Annotated in this window: 21 protein-coding genes; 2 read left to right on the plus strand and 19 right to left on the minus strand. The window is 53.5% G+C overall.

From position 1 onward, the window contains the following. Nucleotides 1-206: 206 nt before the first annotated feature. Nucleotides 207-1,553: a nucleobase:cation symporter-2 family protein gene (locus NSQ24_RS24770; protein ID WP_024984483.1), complete on the minus strand. Its 1,347-nt coding sequence runs from the start codon at nt 1,551-1,553 to the stop codon at nt 207-209. 220 nt (nt 1,554-1,773) lie between these two features. Between NSQ24_RS24770 and NSQ24_RS24775 the strand changes: the two genes are divergently transcribed. Next, the gene (locus NSQ24_RS24775; RefSeq protein WP_339166829.1) at nt 1,774-2,748 is read left to right on the plus strand and encodes an aromatic ring-hydroxylating dioxygenase subunit alpha; all 975 of its coding nucleotides are present in this window, start codon (nt 1,774-1,776) and stop codon (nt 2,746-2,748) included. Between the two features lie 174 nt (nt 2,749-2,922). Here NSQ24_RS24775 and NSQ24_RS24780 read toward each other — a convergent pair whose 3' ends face one another. The 8 genes from NSQ24_RS24780 to NSQ24_RS24815 all read right to left on the minus strand — a co-directional run bounded on the left by NSQ24_RS24780 (nt 2,923) and on the right by NSQ24_RS24815 (nt 11,966). Continuing rightward, on the minus strand, nt 2,923-3,351 hold the full coding sequence (locus tag NSQ24_RS24780) for a hypothetical protein (RefSeq protein ID WP_227277537.1): 429 nt from the start codon (nt 3,349-3,351) through the stop codon (nt 2,923-2,925). Between the two features lie 643 nt (nt 3,352-3,994). Continuing rightward, complete coding sequence (locus tag NSQ24_RS24785; RefSeq protein ID WP_251247056.1) at nt 3,995-4,936, minus strand: aminopeptidase; 942 nt, start codon at nt 4,934-4,936, stop codon at nt 3,995-3,997. A gap of 16 nt (nt 4,937-4,952) precedes the next feature. Continuing rightward, nucleotides 4,953-5,630: an AroM family protein gene (locus NSQ24_RS24790; protein WP_031932536.1), complete on the minus strand. Its 678-nt coding sequence runs from the start codon at nt 5,628-5,630 to the stop codon at nt 4,953-4,955. Nucleotides 5,631-5,686: 56 nt separating this feature from the next. Further along, nucleotides 5,687-6,619, minus strand: coding sequence for a DUF1177 domain-containing protein (locus NSQ24_RS24795; RefSeq protein WP_327969823.1), 933 nt, complete (start codon nt 6,617-6,619; stop codon nt 5,687-5,689). A gap of 39 nt (nt 6,620-6,658) precedes the next feature. Further along, nucleotides 6,659-7,714 carry a DUF917 family protein gene (locus tag NSQ24_RS24800; RefSeq protein WP_024984486.1) on the minus strand — a complete coding sequence of 352 codons (1,056 nt, stop codon included), beginning with the start codon at nt 7,712-7,714 and terminating at the stop codon, nt 6,659-6,661. A gap of 11 nt (nt 7,715-7,725) precedes the next feature. Next, the gene (locus NSQ24_RS24805; protein WP_003388579.1) at nt 7,726-9,339 is read right to left on the minus strand and encodes an OPT/YSL family transporter; all 1,614 of its coding nucleotides are present in this window, start codon (nt 9,337-9,339) and stop codon (nt 7,726-7,728) included. A 19-nt stretch (nt 9,340-9,358) separates the two neighbouring features. Further along, entirely contained in the window at nt 9,359-10,108 is a 750-nt protein-coding gene (locus NSQ24_RS24810; RefSeq protein ID WP_003388580.1) for an IclR family transcriptional regulator, read from the minus strand. Between the two features lie 304 nt (nt 10,109-10,412). Then, the gene (locus NSQ24_RS24815) at nt 10,413-11,966 is read right to left on the minus strand and encodes a PucR family transcriptional regulator (protein ID WP_003388581.1); all 1,554 of its coding nucleotides are present in this window, start codon (nt 11,964-11,966) and stop codon (nt 10,413-10,415) included. Nucleotides 11,967-12,245: 279 nt separating this feature from the next. Here NSQ24_RS24815 and NSQ24_RS24820 point away from each other — a divergent pair, with 279 nt between their 5' ends. Continuing rightward, entirely contained in the window at nt 12,246-13,541 is a 1,296-nt protein-coding gene (locus NSQ24_RS24820; RefSeq protein ID WP_003388582.1) for a haloacid dehalogenase-like hydrolase, read from the plus strand. Nucleotides 13,542-14,020: 479 nt separating this feature from the next. Here the strand turns inward: NSQ24_RS24820 and mdh are convergent, their stop codons facing one another. The 10 genes from mdh to NSQ24_RS24870 all read right to left on the minus strand — a co-directional run bounded on the left by mdh (nt 14,021) and on the right by NSQ24_RS24870 (nt 23,150). Then, nucleotides 14,021-14,959 carry a malate dehydrogenase gene (gene mdh / locus NSQ24_RS24825; protein ID WP_003388584.1) on the minus strand — a complete coding sequence of 313 codons (939 nt, stop codon included), beginning with the start codon at nt 14,957-14,959 and terminating at the stop codon, nt 14,021-14,023. A gap of 136 nt (nt 14,960-15,095) precedes the next feature. Beyond that, nucleotides 15,096-16,109 (minus strand): ethanolamine ammonia-lyase subunit EutC, encoded by a 1,014-nt coding sequence (eutC, locus tag NSQ24_RS24830; protein ID WP_311067950.1) that lies wholly within the window; start codon nt 16,107-16,109, stop codon nt 15,096-15,098. A 19-nt stretch (nt 16,110-16,128) separates the two neighbouring features. Continuing rightward, nucleotides 16,129-17,490, minus strand: a complete 1,362-nt coding sequence (locus NSQ24_RS24835; RefSeq protein ID WP_003388586.1) for an ethanolamine ammonia-lyase subunit EutB — start codon at nt 17,488-17,490, stop codon at nt 16,129-16,131. Nucleotides 17,491-17,492: 2 nt separating this feature from the next. After that, nucleotides 17,493-18,965, minus strand: a complete 1,473-nt coding sequence (locus NSQ24_RS24840; RefSeq protein WP_339166835.1) for an ethanolamine ammonia-lyase reactivating factor EutA — start codon at nt 18,963-18,965, stop codon at nt 17,493-17,495. A gap of 176 nt (nt 18,966-19,141) precedes the next feature. Continuing rightward, nucleotides 19,142-19,732 carry a response regulator gene (locus NSQ24_RS24845; protein ID WP_024984491.1) on the minus strand — a complete coding sequence of 197 codons (591 nt, stop codon included), beginning with the start codon at nt 19,730-19,732 and terminating at the stop codon, nt 19,142-19,144. Continuing rightward, on the minus strand, nt 19,704-21,167 hold the full coding sequence (locus NSQ24_RS24850) for a sensor histidine kinase (RefSeq protein ID WP_003388590.1): 1,464 nt from the start codon (nt 21,165-21,167) through the stop codon (nt 19,704-19,706). Before NSQ24_RS24850 ends, NSQ24_RS24845 begins: the two co-directional genes overlap by 29 nt. Before the next feature lie 87 nt (nt 21,168-21,254). Continuing rightward, the gene (locus NSQ24_RS24855; protein ID WP_003388592.1) at nt 21,255-21,698 is read right to left on the minus strand and encodes a EutP/PduV family microcompartment system protein; all 444 of its coding nucleotides are present in this window, start codon (nt 21,696-21,698) and stop codon (nt 21,255-21,257) included. Then, a complete protein-coding gene (locus NSQ24_RS24860) occupies nt 21,695-22,036 on the minus strand; it encodes a BMC domain-containing protein (RefSeq protein WP_003388593.1) in 342 nt (113 codons plus the stop codon). The genes NSQ24_RS24855 and NSQ24_RS24860 overlap by 4 nt, the downstream gene beginning before the upstream one ends. A 3-nt stretch (nt 22,037-22,039) precedes the next feature. Next, a complete protein-coding gene (locus tag NSQ24_RS24865) occupies nt 22,040-22,327 on the minus strand; it encodes a EutN/CcmL family microcompartment protein (protein WP_003388594.1) in 288 nt (95 codons plus the stop codon). Between the two features lie 4 nt (nt 22,328-22,331). Further along, entirely contained in the window at nt 22,332-23,150 is an 819-nt protein-coding gene (locus NSQ24_RS24870) for a hypothetical protein (RefSeq protein ID WP_031932529.1), read from the minus strand. Nucleotides 23,151-23,154 lie beyond the last annotated feature (4 nt).

Consider the following 23,154-nt stretch of genomic DNA (forward strand, 5'->3'; position numbering starts at 1 on the left):
TCCTTCTTTGTTTCGTCCCCTTTCTTAGTTTCTTTGTTGTTCTTTGTTCGTTGTTCTCTGTACTCCTATCTTCACCCCTCGTTTTTCAAAACTTGTATCAAATTGAATTTCTGCTAATCAAATTTTCCTCGGCTACAAAATTAGGGTGCCCGCGTTTTTGGGGCACCCTTTCACATATTTGCCTTTCTTTAAAGGCAAAGCGTTTTTTATGATCTGCTCTCAGCCGGGACTCCTTGCTTGGCCCAGCTTTTTTTGTCCGGGATGACTTGGTTTAGGATCAAGGTTGCCAATGCGCCTACGGTAATGTTGGAGGACAGGATGTAATTGACGAAGTCAGGGGCGCCCTGGAGTGCGTCCTTTGGCAGCACTGTGACAGCGATGGTCAGCAAAATGGGCAGGCCGATGACCATCATGTTGCGCTCGTCGATGGTGATATGCTGAATGACTTTTAATCCGTTGGTCACAATCGCTACGCAGACGATGCCGAAAATGCCGTTGATTACGGGCTCGGGGATGCAGGTAATCGCTGCGGACAGCTTTGGCACCAGGCCCAGCGCGATGAGGATGATGCCTCCGGCCATGATTGCCATTCGGCTGGCTACTCCGGTTACCGCGAGCAGCCCGGCATTGGAGGAATACCCGGTCATCGGCGTTCCGCCAAACAACGCGCCTACAAAGCAGCCGAGACCTTCGCCCAAAGAAGCGCGGTTCAGCCTCTCTTCCGTCAGCTCCTTGCCCGTGACAGAGGAAACGACAAACCATGTACCCGTCGTTTCGATCATGATGATCAAATAAACGAACACCATGGTGAGAATCGCGCTGATGTCGAACACGGGGGCACCGTACGGGAAAAACTTGGGCAAAGAAAGCCAGGCGGCGCTTTTGACCGAGCTGAAGTCAACTCCTCCAAAGAACGCTGCCGTCACCGTTCCGACGAAGATCGCGATCAACACGGATACGAGGCGGAAAAACGTTCCTGCTTTCCCTGCCTTTTGTCCCAGCAGCATACAAGCGACCAATACTGCCGCCGAAACGGCTGCAATCAGGCTGTTTGTCCCGATGCTTCCCGGCGAATTGTAAATATTGGCCATCGCCGTAGGCATCAGTGCAATCCCGACGATGACAATGACCGTCCCGCCTACCAACGGGGGAATGAACCTGCGTACGGCTTTCGCAAACCACTTCAGCGGATAGCCGACAAAAGCCATCAGCAATGCGCCGGGGATGATGCTTCCGATCATCGCTGCCATACCCAGTTTGCTGCCGATCGCTGCCAAAGCGCCAATCGGAACGTAAGAGGGGCCCTGCACAACCGGCAGTCGAATTCCGAAGCCAGTCTGGATCAATGTGCCGATACCGGTAGCCAAAAAGCACATTTGAATAAAGAAGGACGTACTGGAAGTATCCAATGTCAAAAGTCCTGCAATGATAATCGGGGCAATGTACAAGTCCATGGCCAATACATGCTGCAAACCGAGCAAAAAAGCCTTTCCCACACTAATCTTGTCATCGACGCCCACGACAAGGCGAACGTCATCCCGCTGTTGCTCCACCCTTATGCCTCCCTATGTTTTCTCAGCTATTAACGAATGTTATACGCCAGATTATAGGATAATCGAATTGTTTTGTACACAAAAATCGAATGACTTTCTCCTAACTAAAAATATTGTTCGTGTTTTTGTTGACTCTCTTTATCTACAGGGGCTAAAATATGAAGAAAATGTCCGCAAATAAACGTTGCACGGAAGTTGAGAAGGAAGGGTGTCCCTGACAATGGTTCAAGATACTGTACTGAAAAATGACTGGATCGTCGCTTGCCGCTCCACCGATTTGCAGGATCAGCCGAAGCAGATCGTGATCATGGGCGAGCGAATCGTCCTATTTCGAAACGATGAAGGTGTTCATGCCTTCAAGGATTTGTGCATCCACCGCGGTGCGGCCCTTTCCCTCGGCTGTGTCCGGGACGGCAAGCTCGTCTGTCCTTATCACGGCTGGGAGTACGAGTCCACAGGGGCCTGCGTCAAGATTCCTCAGCTTCCCGAGGATCAAGCCATCCCCGGAAAAGCGCGTGCCCTGTCCTACGGCTGTACGGAGCGCTACGGCTTTATTTGGGTCAACCTGGGGAACAATCAGCCCGAGATGTTCCCTCTCCCGGAGTTTGGCGAGCCCGGTTTTCGCAACGTCATCTGGGGCCCCCAGAGCGTCCATGCAAAACCGCCGCGCGTCGTAGAGAATTTCCTCGATGTCGGGCATTTGGCTGTCGTTCATGAAGGCTACCTGGGCGTGGCCGAGCACAGGGAGATCGGCGATTACCGCGTTCACCGGACGGAAACATCCGTCTACTCGGACGAGATCGCTGTCTTTCAGCCTGACCCGGACGGGAGCGGACAAGCCAAGCACGTCTACTACACATATGAAATTCTGCGTCCGCTGTCTGTAAAGTTTACGAAACGCGACCGGGAAACGGGTCATCTGATGTCCATTCTCCTGACAGTCGCACCGACGGAGGAAGGGAAAACAGTCGCCTACGGTGTCCTTTCTTTTAACTACGAGACTGGTACCACCGACGAGGAAATCGTCGAATTCCAAAACATGATTTTTGCCCAGGACAAGCCGATTGTGGAAAATCAAAAGCCGGAGGATTTGCCGCTCGATTTGCAGATGGAGCTGTCCCTGAAATGCGACCGGGTCAGTATCGCGTATCGGCAGTATTTGCAGGAGTTGGGCGTGACATTGGGGACTGCGTAGAAGCATACGCTCGAGATAGCTATAGAGGTTTGTGAGGTCGGCTAGATGGGGATCTGGCCGATCTTTTGTTTGCTGAAGTTCGGGCTTTAATGGCGGAGATGAAAAAAGGGGACTCTTCACGAAGTCCCATTTTATTTTGCAAAAAGTCATAATAAAAGCGTATCCCCATGGCCTTTAGTTCGTTTTATCAGTTGGCTTTTTTGCAACTGCACTTTCCTCTGTAGCCTTGACGAATACACCCTCGCTTTTTTCAAATGCAATATGATCACTCGGATCAACGTTCTTGATCGTGAAAAGCTTAGTCCCTTTCTCCAGATAATTAGAGGCAATAGTTGCTTGCGATGTTTGTTCGTCCCCTTCAAAATCGTATTTCTCTTCTACTGTTCCAATTTGTTCTCCGATATTTTCTTTCTCTACAAGTTCGACTTTGTTTTCATCGCTCTCAATTACATAAACACGGTTTTCAACTTTCACATAAGGGTACGGCCAGCTTGCGATTTCATTTGTTGTTTTTTGTGTATCTGTGGATAGGGAGTTGTTAGCACATGATGAAAGCAGTAAAACGGAAAGGATCAACTTGACTGTGAGCAGAATTCTTCTCATTCTGAGCCCTCCTTACTTCGTACGCTAAATGACTCAAACCATTGAAAATCATAGGTTCGGCGATCGCTAAGACATGACCACATACACGTTTGATGACCGCTAATGTAGCTGAGATGGGCTGAAAATCATCTCCTCTAATGCTAAGCGTACGTTTTTGTCAAAATGTTGGCGGTACCACTTACCTGTAAAAAAGTAGAATGCGGGTGATTTTATGATATCACCCACACTGCAATTGGTAAATATTTACTATTTAGTCCTCCAGGCTCGGTGGGACACTGCTTGGGGGCTTTACTGTCCAGCTGCCATTCCAAAAGCGGGACCCCGTCTAAAAATCGATGACTCGTGGAAAGCATCTCAGAGGTTGGACGCTAAAAGCGTGTCCCGCTTTTACCATTCCGCCTGGGAGGTGTCCAAAAGGCCTTCGCATTTTACTTCTGTTTCATCTCTACAGCTTTTGTGTTTGTCGAACTTTCTTAAGGTTTTTTAAAGAAGAAAGGTTGTTGCTGCCGAAAATCTTCCGTACAGAAGCGCTAACCCTCATTCGCAAAAAAGGATCGAGCAGCATTGCAACGCTGTTCGATCCTTTTTCCTCTCCACTACTGTTATCGTAATTTGACATACTGAAAATCGCTTCGATAGCCGCTTATACCAAAAGCTTGCCGTCCTTCATGATCAACTCATCGTCAGCGTACACATCCGGCGCTTTGACGACCAAATCGATATGAACCCCCGCTGCAATGGTTCCGCCGAAGGTGTTGTTGCTGCCAAAGGCGACGTGGATCGTACCGTACACTTTTTCGTCCTCCAGCACCACGCCAGTGATCCGCGCTTTGTCATTCGTGCCGATCCCGAATTCGCCCAGCAAGCGACCGTCTCCGTCGCCAAGCGTTTTCAACAGCCGGTCAGCCTCGGCCCCCTCGGCCTCGACAATGCGCCCGTCTTTTACAGTCAGGAGCAGCGGACTGTCGATCTTGCCGATTCCGGCGATCGAGCCGTCTACGACGATCTGGCCCTCGGCTGTTCCTTCCACTGGGGCGATATATGCTTCGCCGGATGGCAGGTTGCCCGATTCACCCGGATTGACGTAAACGCCTGTGCTCGGTACGCCGTTGCGTCCGTTGATCGAGAAGGTCAACGCTTTTCCTTCCTTTTCGATGCGGATCGTGTTTGCCCTGGTCAACAGCTCGGTCACCTTTTCAGTCAATGCTTTTACCTGGGAGTAGTCGGCAGTGATCGCTCCCTCCAGGAACATGTCCTCGGTGATGGCAGGCATGGTGGCAAGCCGTGTGCCGTTTGCGGCTGCTTCCTTGCGCGCTTTGGTATGCGTCAGCGAATGCTGGGTCACGCAGACGACCACATGGGAGCGTTTCATCGCTTCGCTGATGGCTGCCGGCGGCTCCTGTCCGGATTTTTCGCGTTGATTCATGACGACGAACATCGCTTCGGCGCCGAGCTGACGGCCTGCTTCCCACAGCGCTTCGCCCAGCTCCCGCTTGGCGTCGTCGGCTACCACCAAAAAGGACTCCCCGGCTTTCAGTGCCATGCAATTGGTCAAAATTCCTTTACTGATTTCGATCAGCTTCATCTTTGTTCAACCCTTCCTAAATCATTTCAGACACCAGTTTCGCCATCATCGCATTGGACAGGATGACCGGCAATCCAGTCAAGTCGGAGACCAGCTCGCGGGCTTCCTCTGTGTATCCCATACAGTCCAGCAGTACGATGTCCGCTTTTTCCTTTAATTCCGCGCAAGCCTCCCGGAAGCTTTCCACATCATTTTTATACGGCGATGCCGCGGCAAAGACGGGGAACAATCCGTGCGGATGATATTTGTCCTTCAGTGCTTCCTTTTGCTCCACGAGCGGTACGAGCACCCCGAGACGGCTTCCCTTGACCATCGCGGCCACCGTCGGAGGAATGACGTGATCCGGTTCGATCAGGAACGCTTTTTTGGCGGACAACCCCGGGAAAACACCTGTACACAGGAGTAGGATCGTCTGGATGCCGCTATTCTCCATATCCTCGATCTTCCGCTGCAGGATCGGCTGGATTTTCTCACGCGACATGACCGCCGCATCTCCGTTAACCATCCGGGACGTCAGCACGTATTCGCCCGGTCCGGGAGACAGGCGTTCTTCCACTTCTTGCTTCGTCATTCCGTCCAATACTCCTGCCTGGACGAGCTCGGCTCTTCCTGCGAGATACTTCTCTACGATTGGCGCGACATCCGGCCGTGGCGCTTGCCCGATCGTAATCATCCCAATGCGTTTCACGGTCATCCTCTCCTTCTTTTCGCGTGTGAAAAAAAGCAAGGGGAAAGCTCCCCTCGCCTTGCTTATTTGCCCAATGTTTGCAGCACTTTCATGGAGCCGTACAGCGATGTGATTCGGGCAAATTCATCGGTGTCGTAAAAACGGCAAGTACCATTGGTGTATTCTTTTGCCACCTCGACAGCGTATTTCACTGCGAGTGCGATGTCCACCTCGTGGCTGGCGCCGGTTCCGCAGCCTGGGACAGCGGACTGAGCCGTCACCGCCACCCCGACTACAGGCGCATCGGTCGCTACACATGGCTGCAGGATGCTGTTGATATGGTAGAGATCGTTTCCGTATGGAGTAATGTCTTGCATCGTGATCGGGAAGGTAACCGGAAGCTGCCCAGTCGTCATTTCCATAATCCGCAGCAGGTCGTCGCTGATGCGCAGGATGTAGCCTTCTTTTACGGTTGCCGAGATCGCAATCCCTCTGTGATTGATCACTTTGTTTCCTTTGGTCGTGTCAATGGACAGGATCGCTTCCATCTCAGGTGTAACCTCATACTTGTTCATGGTCAAAATGTCGACTGGCGAATCCATGAAATCGACCGGCTCATGCGGACGGGTAGGTGCATTTGGGCAAATATGAGTGGTGATCACCACGTCGCCTTTCAGCACATCCCCTTGTTTTTGCATTTCCGCCAGCTTTAGCGCACTCGCTACGGCTGCAATGGCACCATCGGCATCGGATACGAGACCGATACGGCTCGGGCGCGCGCCGATACCGCCAAGTCGTCCGATGATTCCAAAGGTTGGCGCCATCCCGCCCTTGGATTTCCCTTCCTTGCCGGGAATGACGATCTTCACGAAGTCTGTGCTGCCCTTTTGCCCGGTAACGGTCTCAACGGTTACTTGCACATCGGAATGATTGGCAAACAGGTTTTTGATCGTTTCTCCACTTACATAGGCACTGTCCATAGCTTCAAATACAGTAATGGTTTGTTTCAACGACATGAAAGATCCCTCCGTCTTGGTTGTTGGTGAGCGTTTTGTTTACAGGTAGGACACGATTTCTTTGCCGATCACGCCTTCAATCGGCTTGAGCAGCCCCTCATTGCGCATTGTAGTGCTCAGGATCAGCTTTTCGGCAGGCACGTGAATCACCGCTACATGCTGCCCTTTTTCCATCGCCGCCGTGACAATCGGGCGTGCAGTCCGGGCATCCAAGGTCATGATCAGGTCGGGGAACGTCGCCAGGCGCTTGCCGTCTTGCTCCAGCGTCATGTACTCATTCCAGAACGTCATCTCCGTACTGCCAACGGTGACCCGGCCAACGTCAAAGCCGCCTGTTGTCTCCAGCGAGAACTCGCTCACTTCCCCTTCGATGACGACACGGCCGCCAAGTGCGGCGCATACCGCTTCAATCGCCGCTTCTCCTTTGCTCCCGAGAAGCGCCTCGCCTACCTTGATCGCCTGGGAGATGCCGCCGGGCGCGCCGTTTGCTCTGGCATACGCAACGGTTACCGGATTCCGGGCAACAGCCACCAGGCCGCCTGCTTCCACGGACACCTTTCTGATCATGGACGCCGCTTTTTCAATAGAAGAAGAAATGCTCATTTCCACATAACGGTCTCCCTTCCCGCCAGCAGCAGCCTGATGGGAAACGTAATCCGGCAGCTCATGCAGATTCAGCGACCCCATCGTTCCTGTCGGATGCGCCCGACCGTTGCAAGGCAAATCGACGATTGGAAGACCGGTGACTGCCGCCTGGAACCAGCCGTTTACGCTTGTCCCTGCTCCGTTTTCGTTCGTATGAATCCCTCTGAGCGGTGTTTTTACCTTCTCCGACAAAAGCTCCAGTGCCCGAACATAGTGGATCGGCTTGAGGAATTTATCCTTTGCTGCCGGAGCTCCGACCAGCGAAACGGTGACGAGCAAATCGTCGTCCGCCATTTCGTCGTCGGAAACCAGCACCGGTTGGCCTACCTCCAGAGCAAGCCGCCCGATTTGCAGCCCCTCCTCGATCCAGCCTCCACCACCTCCGCCGAGTACGGCTCCACCGTACACGGCTGCTTCCATCATGCGTTCGTTGAGCAGGATCTTCGTCATTGTACACCCTCCTATTTTTGACTGAATTTGAAAATGGAGCTAAAGAAGCTGTAGATCGCGTCACCGGCGATAAAGCCGGCTGCAAGAATGCTCATCGAGCTTTCTGCCTCTTTGCCTTTCAGCTTGAGCACGATGACACGGATCAGAATCCCGACCAGAACCGCCCAACCGGCACCCGGATTCAGGATAAGCAAACCTGTTGCAAACAAGACGCCAAGCTGACGGCTCGGACCGCCTATAAACTGCAGGATGGCGCCCGGAATGGCCCAGAGAAGCAGTTGTTTCGCGACTTCAGCGGACGCTCCCGCTTCGATCGTCTTCACATAGACGGCGTCCACTGGCGGGACAAGCCCACTGGCAAAGAAGCCTTTATAGGTGAACATGACCGTGATCAAAGCAACGCCGAATGCAATCATGCCCGTGATGTACTGCTGCTTGCGGCCGTGAAGTTCAAATTCCTTGTCCTGTCCGTTGCCGCGAAGAATATAGCCTGTCTTGAGGTCGTACCCCATATCGGCAAAGGCAGGACCGGTCGCTGCACTAAAGCCGACCAGCAGGGCAAGCGCTACCGGCGGAAACCCTGCCAGCAGCCCGATGATCAAGGTGATCAACGCCACCGCAAACGCCGGGAACCAACCGGAGTGCATCGCGGCAATCCCTACAATCAGCTCGTGCAAATAAGCGGCAAAAGCGGCGAAGATCAGAAAGCCGATAAACATGCCTGTCGACATTTCTGTCATCAGTCCACCCAAAATCGCGAGGACCAGAGAAATGATCAAATAGGCCACAAATCCGATTCCGAGTACACGTGTCGTCTGCTTGTCGCTGCGCGTGTACGTTTCCGCAGCTGCTTCACTGCCATTTCCAGTATCTGTCTTCTTGCGCTTCAAAATAATCATCGTGACCTGGATCAGCGCCACAACACCGGCACCGATCATGAAGCCGTGCGGGATGAACATCTGGTTTACATCCATTCCAAACATTGGTATCGAATACTGGCGAAGCAAGAGCCCGATCCCGAACATGGACAGCGCCCAAATGTTTCCGATGAAAGCAACACCAAACGCCGACATCGAAATGCCGAGCCAGGAGCCGAGCAAACCGCCCGCCGCACCGACACCGAGCAGAGCGGCACGTTTGCCCCCTTTGTCCCCGGCGATAATGGCTTCCGCAGTAGCTACACCTGCCGGCCATGTACCGGACGCAGGGAAGACGCGAGAGTCAAACAATTTATAAAGAAGAGCAGCATCGACAAACATCGCCAGAGCCGCACCGATCAGCATCGGCATGATCAATTCTGGTTTTCCCATCACAAACGGAATGCCGATCGGAATCAGCAAGCTGTTGGCCGCCCCGAATGTCGCGGAAGAAATCGAGGTTTGCACCAGATTTTGGCGATGGACCGACTTGTACTTGGAAAAGATGGTGATCGGCAGACGCGCGATCAGCATGGCGATAAGCGCACCGATAATGGCCGTATTTGGAGTAATTCCGAGCGAGGCCACCAGCTGCATCCCGATGACCGCCCCGATAACAGCGGTAACAATATTCAGAATCAACGCAAAAGGTTCAAAAATGGAAGGGTGTTTTTCCTTTTCACTCTTTCCGTTGTTTATGTTGTTCATGCAAGTCCCCTCCTTTGTGCTAGAAAATGCGTTGCAGTATGGCCTGTACTTCTTGCTGTGCAGTCCGCAGCTCCCTCAAGGCTTCCGGTACTTTTTGCTCCGGCATGCGATAGTCCGGCCCGGCAATGGTCAGCGATGCCACGACCTGCCTGTCCCCGGAAAACAGCGGCACCGCGATGCCAAACACCGTATCGGTGTATTCACCTACGGAGTAAGCCCATCCGTCTTCTCTGATCCGTGCCAGGTCCTGCAACAGCTTCTCCTTGTCATGAATCGTATGTTCTGTTCTTGGCCGCAGCCCCTTTTCGATGATGGCTGATTGGGTGCTGGCCGGCAAGTAAGCCATAATCACTTTGTTGGAGGCCCCAGCGTACAAAAGCGTCCTGCTGCCGATAGACATCGCGTACTTCACTTGCTGCCTGCTTTCGGCGATCTCCAGACAAATGCCCTCCAAGCCATCCAGCCAAGTCAAGAAAACGGATTCATTTGTTGCTTCGGCAACCCGTTTCATGACCGGGTAAATCAGCTCGGTTATGTCCAGATTGTCCTTGACAGTGGATGCGTACTCCAAAAAGCTAAACCCCAGTTCGTACTTCTTTGTTTTAGGTTCCTGTTTGACAAATCCGTATCGTTCAAACGTAGCCAGCATCCGATACACAACAGTGTGGCTAATATTCATTTCCTTGGCCAGTTCACGAACTCCCCATTGCGGTTTTTCCCGGGTAAAGTGTTTGAGTAAATCCAGAGCGTTATCCAGTGTTTTTAGCATGCTTGGCCACCTATCGTCTCAAGGTTTTCATAAAATGGAATGCAACCGTTTGCGGTCAGCACTTTGTTTTCCCAAGAGGAGAAAACGGTGACGACCTTTTTGTTTCTAATAGCGAACCACTGGTTCTCTCATAGTCCGAAAAAAAACGCAGGGAGCAAGATTGCTGACGTTCCGATCACTGAAGATTTTCCACCCCCGTTGTCAAACAATTTTTTATTATTGCGTTAATTGCAACTATAACAAAAATGGGTCTTTTCCCCCTATGGGAAACGACCCAAAAGAATGCGTTTATTTTTTGGCAGCCTCACAAATCCTCAGGATTCGCTGGCAAATCTCTCATTTTCCAAACCCTCATTACCAGATCGAGACGGAACCGCGTTTCCGCATCGTGCAAATCCACCCCCAAAATTTCCTGTATTCTCTCTAATCGATACAAGACAGAATTCCGGTGGATAAACATCTCTTCTCCTACCTTTTTCGTTTGTCCGCCTGTTCGCAAAAAGGAATCGAGCGTAGACAGCAGCTCGGTCCCGTATTCGGCGTCGTATTTGGCAAGCGGCTCGATAAACATGCCCGACAGAGCAGTCAGCGACGGATGGCCCGCTGCATCTTTGAGCAGGTCCTCGACCAAAATGTCCTCGAAGTGGATCACCGATTGCCCCGGACGGACAAGGCGGCCGATTCGCATGGCCCGTTTTGCTTCGCGGTAGCTGTAGCGAAGATCCTTCATGTGCTCGCGGATACAGCCGATGCCGCAAATCCAGCCGCCTCGCTCCTCCTTCCCGGCTCCCCAGCCGGCCAATTCCTGGAGATAGTGTACCGCTTCCTCTCGCTGTTTGGAAATCTCCTGCTTGTCGGTATAACAAATCACTGCAATTTGATCATTGATCAGGACGCCTTTTCTGGCATGTGGGTCGCCTTGATTCATTTCCTGCAAAAGCCGGAGCAAAGCTTCTTCCTTCCTGGGGTTCGCTTTCCCTGTTTCACTCGGCTTGAGAACCATCACGTACAGATGACCGCTATGCGATATTCCTACCTGCTTGGCCCGGTGGCGCAGCAATTCTTCCTCACCGGCTGTACCTGACAACAGCTCTATCAGAAACGACTCCTGTTCCCGCTCCCGCTGAATCTGCAGAGACTGCCGGATCGTAAATTCGATCGCCAGAACGGTAACGGCCTGATCCAGACACTGCTGCCCAAAGCGATCGTCTTCCTCGATTTTTTTTGTAATCGCCAGGTAGCCGACGACTCTGTTGCTGACCAGGATGCTCCGCTTTTCCGCGATAAGCTCTTTCGTAAAATGGACGGTGCTGCTTTCAACCTCTCCCTGCTGGTTCAGCACAGCTACGTCGCAATGAAGCAATTGCCCGACCATCACCACCAGCTCGGGCGTCCGCCTGTTCAGCACCAACTGCGTGAACTGCTGATTGACCTCCTGCATTCCTCTCATGACGACGACTTGGCGGTTTAAAATATTCTCCATGACCGAGTGCGTCAGGTCTATATAAGGAGTTTCCGCCGGGACATCAATCAAAGGGATGCGATACAAATCACTTTTTCGCAATGCTTCTTCCGGAATTTCCTGCAAAAACCGTTTGGTCTTGATCGCGACAGCCGCGCCTCCCACCCGGTGCATCTCTTCCAGCAGACGGCTCAGCCGGTACGGTTCGTTCCGCAGGGCATAACCGGTTGAAATAATCAGCTCGTTTGGCCGCAGCCAGCCGGTCAGATCGGGAATTTCCATGCTGTCCACATAATAGATTTCATTTTTCAGGCCTTCTATGCCCGCCATGATTTTTGCCCCTTGAAAAGCAGGCAGCTGCATCAACTGTTCTACGGTAAACGGATCTTTTGCCACACGCTTTTGCTCCCTTTTTACGCTCTTGCTATCATGATACCCTTTTTGGAGCACGATGAAAAAAGTCAAATGAGAATAAAGAATGCCATTGAAATCAAACAAATAATTATGTATTCTTTATAAAAGTCAATATTTTCAGACGATGATAGTCGTTTACCTGTGGAAGAATCCGTCCACGGGTAGGCGGCTTATTTTTTTGAGGAGGTGGAGAGACAAGGGAAACTGCCGTATTGCATTTCGTGACATTTGAGAACGTGAGCAGAGAGAGGATGAGGACGAATGTCGATCAAACACACAAAAAGCATGAAATGGGGCTTCTTTGCGCTGTTTCTCTGTTTGGCCCTGGTGAGCGTACAAGCCCCGGCGTGGGCCGCAAAGGAACCGCTCCAACAGCTGCAGGTGCTCGACAAGGGGAAATGGGCGCCGGGAACGTACCAGGCTGTGCAAGATTTAATTGATAAGCACGGGGTGAAAAGCCCTTCCTATAATCCGGCAAAAAAGCCTTACGCCGTGTTTGACTGGGACAACACCAGCATCATGCACGATACCGAAGAGGCTTTGTTTGTCTATCAAATCAATCATCTCGCATTTAAAATGACCCCGGAGGAGTTTGCCGGCGTCATCCGTACCGGTGTACCCGCAGGTCCTTTCTCCGACGATTACAAAAACGACGACGGCCAGCCGGTTACACTCGATGACATCGCCGCCGATCTGGCAGCGGACTATACCTTCCTCTACAATCAGTATAAAGGCATGAAGGGAACCAAATCCCTCGATGAGGTCAAAGCGACCGAGCAGTTTGCCGATTTTCGCGCCAAGCTCTATTTCCTCTATGAAGCGATCAATGGCACGCACGGCAGCAGTATCGGCTATCCGTGGGTCCTCTACCTGTTTGCCAACATGACAATCGACGAAGTGCATGCATTGGCCGAAGCGTCGAACGATGCCAGCCTTGGGATGGCGATCGAGAAAGTTTCGTGGACAAGTCCGAAAGCGCTTTCAGGAAAAGCGGGAGTGATCACGGTGTCGCATACGACCGGACTGCGTTTGACTTCTGAGGTCGCCAATTTGATGAACACCTTCCGCTCCAACGGAATCGATGTGTACGTCGTCTCCGCTTCTCTGGAAGAGGTCGTGCGGGTATTTGCCACCCTGCCCAAATACGGATACAACCTGCCTGCCGAAAACGTCATTGGCATGCGTCTGCAGGTAGAGAACGGGAAGATCAAGCCCGTGTACGAGAAAAACTATCCTTTCACCGTTCATCATGGGAAAACAGAAGTGATCGAATCGGTGCTGGTCAAAAAATACGGTCATGGTCCGATCTTTATCGCGGGTGACAGCATCGGGGACTATGAAATGATGACGGAGCTTGACAGCGTGAAGCTGGTGCTGGTCGTGAACCGGGTCAAGGGGGGAACGATTGGACAAGCTGCCGCCAAGGCTGCGTCGCAAATGGGCAAGAACAATCCGGCATTTGTTCTGCAGGGGCGGGATGAAAATACAGGCATGTGGATTCCTTCGGAGTCTACGGTCAAGCTGGGGAAAAAGGAAGCGCAACTGCTGGCGGATTAAGGCATTTCTGGAATGCGGGGCTATGCATGCATGCTATTGGCTGCATGCATGGTTCCCGCTTTTTTGTTTGTCTCGTTCGGAAGAACGTTATTTTGTTTGTTTCGGTTGGACGGGCTTTGGTGGAGGAGATGAAAAAGGAGAAAACGGCTGCAGGTTCGGTGGGACACTGCTTTTCAAAGCCCGTCGAAGCCGTTCTGCTCGCCAGAGAAGCCTGTTTCCATTCGGAGCGACTAGCGGAGTCCGGCCCAGCGGAGCGATGATCCCGAGGAAACAGAATCGCAACCTATGATTACGCTTCGGAGCTGCGCGCCGTTTTGCGATTCCCTCGGGATCATTGCGGAGCGGACAGTCCACTCTCCCTTGCAGGACGCAGACCGGAGCGCAGAATGGAAACAGGCTTCTCTCCACTGCAGCCGCTTTACGGGCAGACCGACTAACCATGCAGTCGCTTTAGAATCTCCAAGTCCAAGCCCTTCGCTTTAATTCAGCGCAGCCATCACATTGCGGACGGAAGCAACCGACTTGTCCAGTGCCGCTTTTTCATCGGCTGTCAGGTCAAGCTCGATGACTTTTTCAATGCCGTTGCCGCCGAGCAGGGTAGGCACGCCGAGATACAGGTCATGGTAGCCGTATTCGCCCTCTAGATATGCAATCGACGGGAGAATGCGCTTCTTGTCTTTCAAAATCGCCTCCGCCATTTGGACGATAGATGCAGCCGGAGCGTAGTAGGCCGAACCGTTGCCGAGCAGAGCGACGATCTCGCCGCCGCCTTTGCGGGTTCTTTCCACGATAGCTTCCAGACGGTCGGCCGGGATCAGCTTGTCGAGTGGAATGCCGCCAGCGTAGGAATAACGGAGCAGCGGAACCATATCGTCTCCGTGTCCGCCAAGCACGAATCCGCTGACGTCTTCTACGGACACGTTCAGCTCCATCGCCACGAAGGTGCGGAAGCGGGCGGTATCAAGGACGCCAGACTGGCCGATAACGCGGTTTTTCGGGAAACCGGATGTTTTGTAGAAGGTATAGGTCATCGCATCTACCGGGTTGGACAAAATGATCACGGTCGAATGCGGCGCGTGCTGCTTTACTTGTTCCGCTACAGAGCGCATGATGGCCGCATTGGTGTTGACCAGATCGTCACGGGACATGCCCGGTTTGCGGGCGATACCCGCTGTGACGATGACCAGATCCGCTCCGGCGATATCCTTGTAGTCGGAGGTTCCGGTAATCGCGGCATCAAAGCCTAGCACAGGGGAAGATTCCATCATATCCAGCGCTTTTCCCTTTGTCGGGTTTTCCAACTGAGGGATGTCGACCAATACGATATCACCGAGTTCCTTTTGCGCCAAAATAAACGCGGTCGTGGCCCCGGTAAAACCGCTGCCGATCACAGCGATTTTTTTCCTTTTGAATGTCATGTTGAATCCTCCTCCAATCCTGTTCATAGTTTAGAGTTGATCGTTAACGCCTTATAGTTTGTAGTTTGTTCGTTTATAGTTCACTGTTCTTTGTTCTTTGTTCTTTGTTCTTTGCTCGCTGTTCATCGTCCTTCGACTACAAGACCAGCTTCACGCCGCTCGCCTTCTGCTCCAGCATCTTGCTCAAAATCGTTCCGATATGAGCCCCCGCCTCTACAGGAGACGTACCCTGACGATGAATGTTGGAGATCACGGTGCGCTCGGACTCGACCATCCCTTTGCGCGGGCGATAGCACATGTAGGCGCTCATGGAGTTGGCCGTGACCAGTCCCGGACGTTCCCCGATCAGCATCACCAATACCTCTGGCTGCAAAATCTCCCCGATGTGGTCCATGCTGGCCACACGTCCCCCCTTTACAAAGAAAGGGGTTCCCCAGCTAAGGCCGTAGCTTTGCAGGGAATCGTAGAGGGACGGCAGCACATCTCGCAGGTTGGCGTCGACAGCGCTGGCGCTCAGGCCGTCAGAGACGACGATTTGCACCTGCGGCTTCTTCTGGCAGCGCTCCTCCAGCAGCCGTACGCCTTCGTCATTGATGATCCGCCCCATGTCGGGACGCTTCAAGTAGTTTTCCGTATTGTCGTATTTCGTCTCCACCGTAAACAAGGAAAACTCCTTGAGTGTCTCCTCGCTTACCTCTCCGTATACGGCATCCACCGCAGCGGCATGGTCGCGGCGCAGCTGGAGCATCGTCTTGGTCAACGGCCTGACGCCTGCTCTCCATACCCCGATCCGGGCCGGTGTGCTGGCCAGAAGCTCCTGCATGCCTTCCCTGTATTTCGGATTGGGCACATGAGAGACTCGTTCTGGCTCTGCTGACGCTTGGGGAGCAGCGCTTTCGCCGGAATTCGCTTGGGAAAAGCCTGTGGAAATTGCTGCTGAAGCGGACGCAGATCCCCCTGTTGCTGCTGGCTGATCTGCCGTTTGCAAGCTGCCTGCTTCCTGAGCCGCCGTTTGCTCTCCTGCCGCCGCAATCCCTGCATGACTTGCCCCCGAAGCTTGCGACTTCGCGCTGCCCGATCCCATCTCGCCCAGCTTCTTTTCCAATTGCTCAAGAACCTTGTCGACTAAAAAGTCTAGCTGTCGTTCCATCCGTCCTCACCTCCATTCCTTACATAAAAATCGTCGGATCGCCCGCAATCGGGGTCAGCTTGCCATTTTCCATGATGCCCATTTTTTCCAGCCACTTTTCAAATTCCGGGGCTGGCCGCAGACCGAGCACCTCGCGGAAAGCCGCGATATCGTGAAAGCTGGTCGACTGGTAGTTGAGCATGACGTCGTCGGCCATGGCCACGCCGATCACGAAGTTGACGCCGGCTGCCGCGAGCAGAATGCCGAGATTGTCCATGTCGTTCTGGTCTACCTTCATATGGTTCGTATAGCAGACGTCGCAGCCCATCGGCAAGCCGTGCAGTTTGCCCATGTAGTGGTCTTCCAGACCGGCGCGGATCACCTGCTTGCTGTCGTAGAGGTATTCCGGTCCGATGAAGCCAACGACCGTATTTACGATAAACGGATTGTACTTCCGGGCCAAACCGTAGCAGCGGGCCTCCATCGTCACCTGGTCGATGTCAAAATGCGCCTCCGAGGAGAGCTCCGAGCCCTGCCCGGTCTCGAAATACCAGAAGTTTGGACCTGTAGACGTGCCTTCTTTTCGCATCAGATCATCTGCTTCATCGAGCAAAGCGACGTCGATCCCGAAAGCCCGGTTGCCCTTTTCCGATCCGGCCAGGCTCTGGAACATCAGGTCGGCCGGAGCCCCCTGGCGGATCGCCCGCATTTGCGTCGTGACGTGAGCCAATACGCAGTTTTGTGTCGGGATGCTCCATTTGGTCATGACATCCTTGGTCATCTCCAGGATGTCCTTCACGCTGTCGGACGTATCGATAACCGGATTGATGCCGATCACTGCATCGCCGATCCCGTAGCTGAGACCCTCATACAAAGCGGCCTTGATTCCCTGCACGTTGTCGGAGGGATGGTTCGGCTGGACCCGGGCAGCAAGTACGCCTGGTTGACCAATGGCGATATTGCAGTGCGTGATATTTTTGATCTTGGCCGCAGCCGTGATCAGGTCCAGATTGGACATCAGCTTGGCGGTCGCGGCGATCATTTCGCTCGTCAGTCCGCGGCTGATCCGCTTGATTTCGCTGTCCCCCGTCTGATGGCTCAGGATATATTCGCGCAGTTCGGCAACGCTCCAGTTTTTAATTTCACTATAAATTTTTTCATTGATGCCTTCCTCAATCACCCGGGATACTTCGTCTTCCTCGGGCGGCAGCATCGGATTGTTGCGTATATCGGCCAACGTGAGATCAGCCAGCACCTGCTTGGCCGCCACCCGCTCCCGGGAGTCCTGGGCGGCGATTCCCGCCAGCTGGTCGCCCGATTTTTCCTCGTTTGCTTTTGCGAAAATCTCTTTTAAATTGCGAAACTGGTAGGTTTGCCCCAGAACAGTCGTCTTCGTATTCATTGTTACACCCCTTTTTGCGGCGCTTCATCAAATGCCAGCGTTTTGACGATGACCGGGATGATGCTTCCCGAGATCGGCTCTCCCAAGTCGATGTAATCCCCGTACTCGACCCGCACCTGATCGATGCAGATGATTTCCGGCTGGCCCTTGCACCTGAGCGCCAGCGCCTGGCCCAAGGCCTTGGCCATATCCGTCTCGCACACCACGATCATGGTCCGGCTCTCCGCGAATTTCTGCCTGTATTGCTGCGAAAGCTCTTCTGCGATCGTCTGCAGCAGGGAGTACGAGCAATACGTGATGCCGGAAATGGCAAGAGCAAACGGGCTTCCCGTCGTCTTTTCAAACAGGCGCAGAGCCAGGTCGTACACATCCGAAACTTCCCGGCGAAGCTGCTGCGGGTCGCCCAGATGCCCCTCGGTCAATTCCAGCTTGACGATCGGCACATTCCGGATCGGCAGCAGCTCCGCCTTGATATGCACCGTCGAACCGCTGATCTCCGTGCTTTGCATGCCTGCCCCGATGACCGTAGCCCGAACTGTTTGTTCCGGGTCGATCCACTGCATCGGATACGTCCCCGCTTCCCTCTCCTGCCGCAAGGCCCAGGCAAGCATCGGGCCGAAATCGCCGTATCGGCTGACATCGGAAATCGTCTCCGGTGTGGGGGCCGACATCAGCTGTCCGACTCCGCCAGAGATCGAGAGCTCGTCGACTGACACGTTTTCCTTCAAAGGCTGGCCCAGCACAAGCAGACCGGAAACTTGTCGTTCCCGCCCGCTCAAATAGTCGAGCATGCCTCTGGCCATCTGTATGGAAAAGTCCTTGATCCGCTCGTACGTCAGCACTTCTCCGACGGTAATTGACAGGCCCTTGGCATTCAGCCACGCCTGGATGTTTGGAGAGACGTATTGCACCTCTCCTTTTGGGCCGAGACGCAGCAAGCGTCCGCCTACGTGAAACGTCACCGTCGCGATCGCCTTCCCCCGGTGAAAGCAAGCGGCATTCGCCGTGCCTCCCCCGATGTCGACGTTGACAATCGTTCCCTGGATGGCGACCGAACGCCTTTCCGCGCCCGAGCCTTTCCCCGCGAGCACGCCTTCCAGATCGGCCCCTGCCGTCGCCACCACGAAATCACCCGATCTTTCCGCGAGCAAGTGCAAGATATGCTGCGCGTTTTTCTTGCTGGCCGTTTCTCCGGTGATGATGACGGCACCCGACTTGATGTCGCCGAGGCTGATTTGTGCCTGCTCGTATTCCTTTTGCAAAATCGCTCCAATCGCGTCCGCGTCGATCTCGTCAAAGCCGTGCAGGGGAGTCGTGTGAACCTTGCTCGCATACAGCAACTGGCGTTCCACGATTTGATAACGCGGAAGGGAGAATGTACTCGACATCCTCCCGAGCCGCAGCCGGCTGACGATCATCTTCGTCGTGCTCGTCCCCACATCTATACCCACGCTTTGGATCCATTGTTCATCCATCATGAACCTCCTTGAAGCAGTGGCATTCCAAACAAAAACAAAAAGGCGCCTGAAAACCGCCGGATCGAATATGGAACCGGCCGATTGTCAAAGCGCCATTGCTTTTCTATTCATTTGCGGATATTTCTGGTGCAGAAGTTCGGAGATCGTACCGTCTCCATCCATCCCTGTTTCTTCTACACGGAAGCAGAATACACCTGTTCTCCTGCGAGAATTTCTTCCGCCAGCTTCACCAGGGGCATGCGCCGTTGCATGCTGACTTTCTGCATCCATTTGTAGGCGACATCCTCTTCCAAGGCGTGTTGGGTCATGATCAACCCTTTTGCCTTCTCGATCTTCTTGCGGTCCTCCATCTTTTGCTGAATATCCTTGATGTCCTTTTTCAGAGAGACTACCTTTTCTTTCTGGCTCAAAGCGATCTCGACGGCAGGGATCAGGTCATCCTCTGACACCGGCTTTACCAAATAGGCGGTTACGCCAGCCTTGCGGGCATCCTGCACCAGCTCCCTCTGGCTGTACGCAGTAAGAAGAAGAATGGAACAATCAGAAAAGGAACGAATGATGTTGCTAGCCTTGATGCCGTTCATGACCGGCATTTTCACGTCCATAATGATCAAATCCGGCTTGTGGCGGTGAGCCTGGGCTACGGCCTCTTCGCCGTTTTTCGCTTCGGCCACCACGAGGTACCCTTCCGCCTCCAGCATCTCGCGCAAGTCCATGCGGATAATCGGTTCGTCATCAACCACCATAATTTTCGGCTGTGTCATCCTGTTCATCTCCCTTATGCAGCGGATAGAGGATCGTTACCTCTGTTCCATTGCCCGTGTTCCTGAAATGAATCGTTCCCTCCAGGTCTTCCTTGACCAGAGTGTCCACGATCTTCAACCCCAGATGCCCTTTTTTCAACAGTTGTTCTGTATCGCCCATGCCGACACCGTCATCGGTTACGGACAGGCTGACAAAATCGTCCTTGGGAACAAGCGAGACAGTGATGGTTCCTTCCTGCCGATCCCGAAAGCCGTGGATCATGCAGTTCTGTATCAGCTCCGTCACGATCAGGGCGAAGGAGGTCGCCTTGCTGGACGGCAAACATACGGATTCACCCGTAATCGTTACTTGTATACTCTGCTCTGAACGCCTCATGGAAGAGACGATTATTTTCGATATTTTGGTCAAAATGTCTTTGAAATCGATTTGCTCCAGCCCATCCTGGGCCAGATATTCATGAATGATGGCAATGCTGTTGATCCGGTTGATGCTCTCCCGGTATACTTTTTCAATTTCTTGCGATTGCGAGCGGCGCATTTGCAGCCGCAGCAGACTGGATATCGTCTGCAGGTTGTTTTTCACCCGATGGTGAATTTCTTTGATCACAGCCGATTTGATCATCAACTGCTTTTCTTTTTCGCGGATGTCGGATATGTCTCGCAGGAGTACAATCCCTCCCCTGTCGTCTGGCTTGCGGGCAACCGAAACCGCTTTCAGCAACAGAAAGGTTTTTCCTCGCGACAGCTCTTTCTGGATAAAGCCGCCGCTCCTGACGAAGCTTTCCGGAGAAAGCAGCCAGGAAAAGATGCGCTCGACGCTCTCCCCTTTTTCCGGCTGGGGATACCCGATGGAAGCCAGCAGCTCATGCGCCCGCCGGTTGGCGTAGGAAATATTTCCCTGGTAATCAAACAGGATCATCCCCTCGTGCAAAAGCGAGGAGATCGGCATCTCCGGTTCAGCAAACTGCATCAGCGTTTCGCTGAGATGCTCCGTAGTCTCTCTCAAAAGCTCGACGCTCCGCTCCTGCTCCACTTGCTCAGAGATATCCTGTTCGGTAATGAGCGTCCCGATCGTCTCTCCCTGGGCATTGCAGATCGGGGTGACGCTCTGTCTCATCACGACCTGCTCCTGGGAAACTCCTCGCGAGCCGATGACCGGTTTGCCAGTAGTCAGGCAGTACATCACAGCCGGCTCATTGATTGCGGTGGCCAATTGTCCGACGACCGATCCTTTGTACAGCGATTTGGCCGTACGGGGAGATGCTTCGGCCACTACCAGCGCGGAACTTCGATCTGCCGTCAAACAGTCGATAAACATGTCCGCTTGGTACAAGTCCGAGAAAATTTGCAGCTTGTCAGCCAAATCCTCCAAAACCCGAATATCCTCTTCGCGCAGCGTTGTTTGTGATTGGCAAAGCTCTCGTAAGGTTTGCATCTGATCCCTCTTTACCGTCCGATAATACCCATAATTCGATGAAATCAATTAAATTTTCTCACATAACAACTCGGACGAAAAGGAAAACTAGCGAGTTTCCAAGCTTTTCAAATGCTCCATCAGCTCGGGAATGCCTTCCTTCGTATAGGCGGAAGTGGGAAAAATGACGGCATTTCCGATGGATTGACGGAGAAACGCTTCCGCCCGGGCCACGTTGGCAGCGGGATGGTCGATTTTCGTGATGACGCCGATGCACGGCTGAGGAAAACCGGATGAAAAACCCGGCGGAAAGTAGTTTCGCTCACGCGTCGCGTCCTGTACCATCAGGATTGCTCCCGCTTCCAGAGACGTCGCCATCAGCGTCCGGTAGTACATCGGATTTTCGCTGTACTCACCAGGCGTGTCGATCAGCCAGTCGCGAAACTCCAATGCTTGCGTTTTCCTGGCAGGCTGCTCGTCGTTGAACAGCGCTTTGACCAGAGAAGACTTGCCCGCCTCGATCGCACCGATGATCATGACCCGCTTTTTCATGACTTCGTCACCAGCGCAGGGGTAAAGCGCAGTTTTTCGCTCAGTACGCGATTGACGGCGTCTACCGCCATTTCCACCGCAGAGACGTCGCCGACGACGATCAGCGAGCCGGTAAAGCGGTCGAGAAAGCCGAGCTCCACATTGGCTGCCTTGGTGGCGATGTCGGCCGCGATGATCGCGGTCTCCGTCGGAGTGAGGGTCAAAATGCCGATGGCACCCGCTTCGTTGATACCGAGCTTGGTGTACAGCATTTTGTCTGGATTGGCGATCACGTGGGCCAGCGTTACCTGTTTCCCCGGCACAAATTCCTGTATGACGCGCGAACGTTCCTGTTCCATACCCTATCCCTCCCCTTCGGTCGCTCCCGGCACCTCAAACGAATCGACGATGCCCACGATTGCGGCATCGATCGGTACGCTGTTGGAGCCAAACAGGATGCGGGCAGGCGTGCCTCTGGAGACAATCACCTGCTCGCCGATTCCTGCTCCGATCCGGTCTGCGGCAATCACGGTTTGGCCGTTTTCCCGCCCGTTCCAATCAACAGGCTGAACGACCATCAGCTTCAGATTTTCCATCCCGCTTTCTTTTTGGGTGGCCCATACGCTGCCGATCACTTTTCCCAAAAACATGCGATCACCCTTTTCCCAGATAGGAGACTGTTACCCCGCGTTCTCTCAGACTGTCGTAAGCCAGGGGAGAAACAATCGATCCCTGCTTGACGTACAGCGTGGTATTGCGGAGCTGCGGCTGCGAGCGAATCCAGTCAGCCGTCAGCAAGCGTCCCGAAAATACCGCTTCGGTCTCGTCCAACGCTGTCAGTACTGGCTGCCCCGGGGCCGCTTCCTCTTTTTTCTTTCCTGCGTTCAGCTTGGCGATGACTCTGTCGGCCAGCCGCTTTTGTTCGGCAAACTCCACACCGAGCTCCTTCATCTCCTGCACGTGGCGGTGAAACAGCTTTTCGTACGCAGGCGGCAATGTGAGCGTAGCCAGCGTACGGCGGTCCGCCCGCTTGATACCGGGAACATCGGAGCCGACCAGCACGAACTTGCCCGTCACCAGCGCCGAGAAAACCAGCTCGGCCTTGATCGTTCCCTTCAGACCGTTCGCCACGCGGGCGGCGTTGTCCAAATCAATTTCCGGAATGACAATCCCCGCGTATTCCTTGGGGACTTCAAGCGGGATCGGCGCGTATTCATCCGCCGTCAAAATCTTTCCGGCTCCGCCGCACTCGATCTTGTGCATGCCCAGCCAGCTTGACGTCTCGCCGTCCAGGAAGAGAATATCGTGGCAAATGCCGTGATTTTTCAACTGAATAAAATGATCCGCAAACGCTTCGTGCGCCTGGCTGTCGCAAAAGACGTACAGGACGCGCGGAGCTGGCGGCTTCTTCTCTTGGTTCATCGATTGCAGGATTTCCTTGGTGATGGATGCCACCATTTCCCTGATATCCATGGTG

Origin of the sequence: Brevibacillus sp. FSL L8-0520 (assembly GCF_037963895.1) — a bacterium.
Taxonomy (GTDB): Bacteria; Bacillota; Bacilli; order Brevibacillales; family Brevibacillaceae; genus Brevibacillus; species Brevibacillus borstelensis.

What these genes read in the sequence shown, in the direction of transcription:
- NSQ24_RS24775 (WP_339166829.1), top strand. Translation starts at nt 1,774, where the DNA reads ATGGTTCAAGATACTGTACTGAAAAATGACTGGATCGTCGCTTGCCGC.
- NSQ24_RS24780 (WP_227277537.1), bottom strand. Translation starts at nt 3,351, where the DNA reads ATGAGAAGAATTCTGCTCACAGTCAAGTTGATCCTTTCCGTTTTACTG.
- NSQ24_RS24785 (WP_251247056.1), bottom strand. Translation starts at nt 4,936, where the DNA reads ATGAAGCTGATCGAAATCAGTAAAGGAATTTTGACCAATTGCATGGCA.
- NSQ24_RS24790 (WP_031932536.1), bottom strand. Translation starts at nt 5,630, where the DNA reads ATGACCGTGAAACGCATTGGGATGATTACGATCGGGCAAGCGCCACGG.
- NSQ24_RS24795 (WP_327969823.1), bottom strand. Translation starts at nt 6,619, where the DNA reads ATGTCGTTGAAACAAACCATTACTGTATTTGAAGCTATGGACAGTGCC.
- NSQ24_RS24800 (WP_024984486.1), bottom strand. Translation starts at nt 7,714, where the DNA reads ATGACGAAGATCCTGCTCAACGAACGCATGATGGAAGCAGCCGTGTAC.
- NSQ24_RS24805 (WP_003388579.1), bottom strand. Translation starts at nt 9,339, where the DNA reads ATGAACAACATAAACAACGGAAAGAGTGAAAAGGAAAAACACCCTTCC.
- NSQ24_RS24810 (WP_003388580.1), bottom strand. Translation starts at nt 10,108, where the DNA reads ATGCTAAAAACACTGGATAACGCTCTGGATTTACTCAAACACTTTACC.
- NSQ24_RS24820 (WP_003388582.1), top strand. Translation starts at nt 12,246, where the DNA reads ATGTCGATCAAACACACAAAAAGCATGAAATGGGGCTTCTTTGCGCTG.
- mdh (WP_003388584.1), bottom strand. Translation starts at nt 14,959, where the DNA reads ATGACATTCAAAAGGAAAAAAATCGCTGTGATCGGCAGCGGTTTTACC.
- eutC (WP_311067950.1), bottom strand. Translation starts at nt 16,109, where the DNA reads ATGGAACGACAGCTAGACTTTTTAGTCGACAAGGTTCTTGAGCAATTG.
- NSQ24_RS24835 (WP_003388586.1), bottom strand. Translation starts at nt 17,490, where the DNA reads ATGAATACGAAGACGACTGTTCTGGGGCAAACCTACCAGTTTCGCAAT.
- NSQ24_RS24840 (WP_339166835.1), bottom strand. Translation starts at nt 18,965, where the DNA reads ATGGATGAACAATGGATCCAAAGCGTGGGTATAGATGTGGGGACGAGC.
- NSQ24_RS24845 (WP_024984491.1), bottom strand. Translation starts at nt 19,732, where the DNA reads ATGACACAGCCGAAAATTATGGTGGTTGATGACGAACCGATTATCCGC.
- NSQ24_RS24850 (WP_003388590.1), bottom strand. Translation starts at nt 21,167, where the DNA reads ATGCAAACCTTACGAGAGCTTTGCCAATCACAAACAACGCTGCGCGAA.
- NSQ24_RS24855 (WP_003388592.1), bottom strand. Translation starts at nt 21,698, where the DNA reads ATGAAAAAGCGGGTCATGATCATCGGTGCGATCGAGGCGGGCAAGTCT.
- NSQ24_RS24860 (WP_003388593.1), bottom strand. Translation starts at nt 22,036, where the DNA reads ATGGAACAGGAACGTTCGCGCGTCATACAGGAATTTGTGCCGGGGAAA.
- NSQ24_RS24865 (WP_003388594.1), bottom strand. Translation starts at nt 22,327, where the DNA reads ATGTTTTTGGGAAAAGTGATCGGCAGCGTATGGGCCACCCAAAAAGAA.
- NSQ24_RS24870 (WP_031932529.1), bottom strand. Translation starts at nt 23,150, where the DNA reads ATGGATATCAGGGAAATGGTGGCATCCATCACCAAGGAAATCCTGCAA.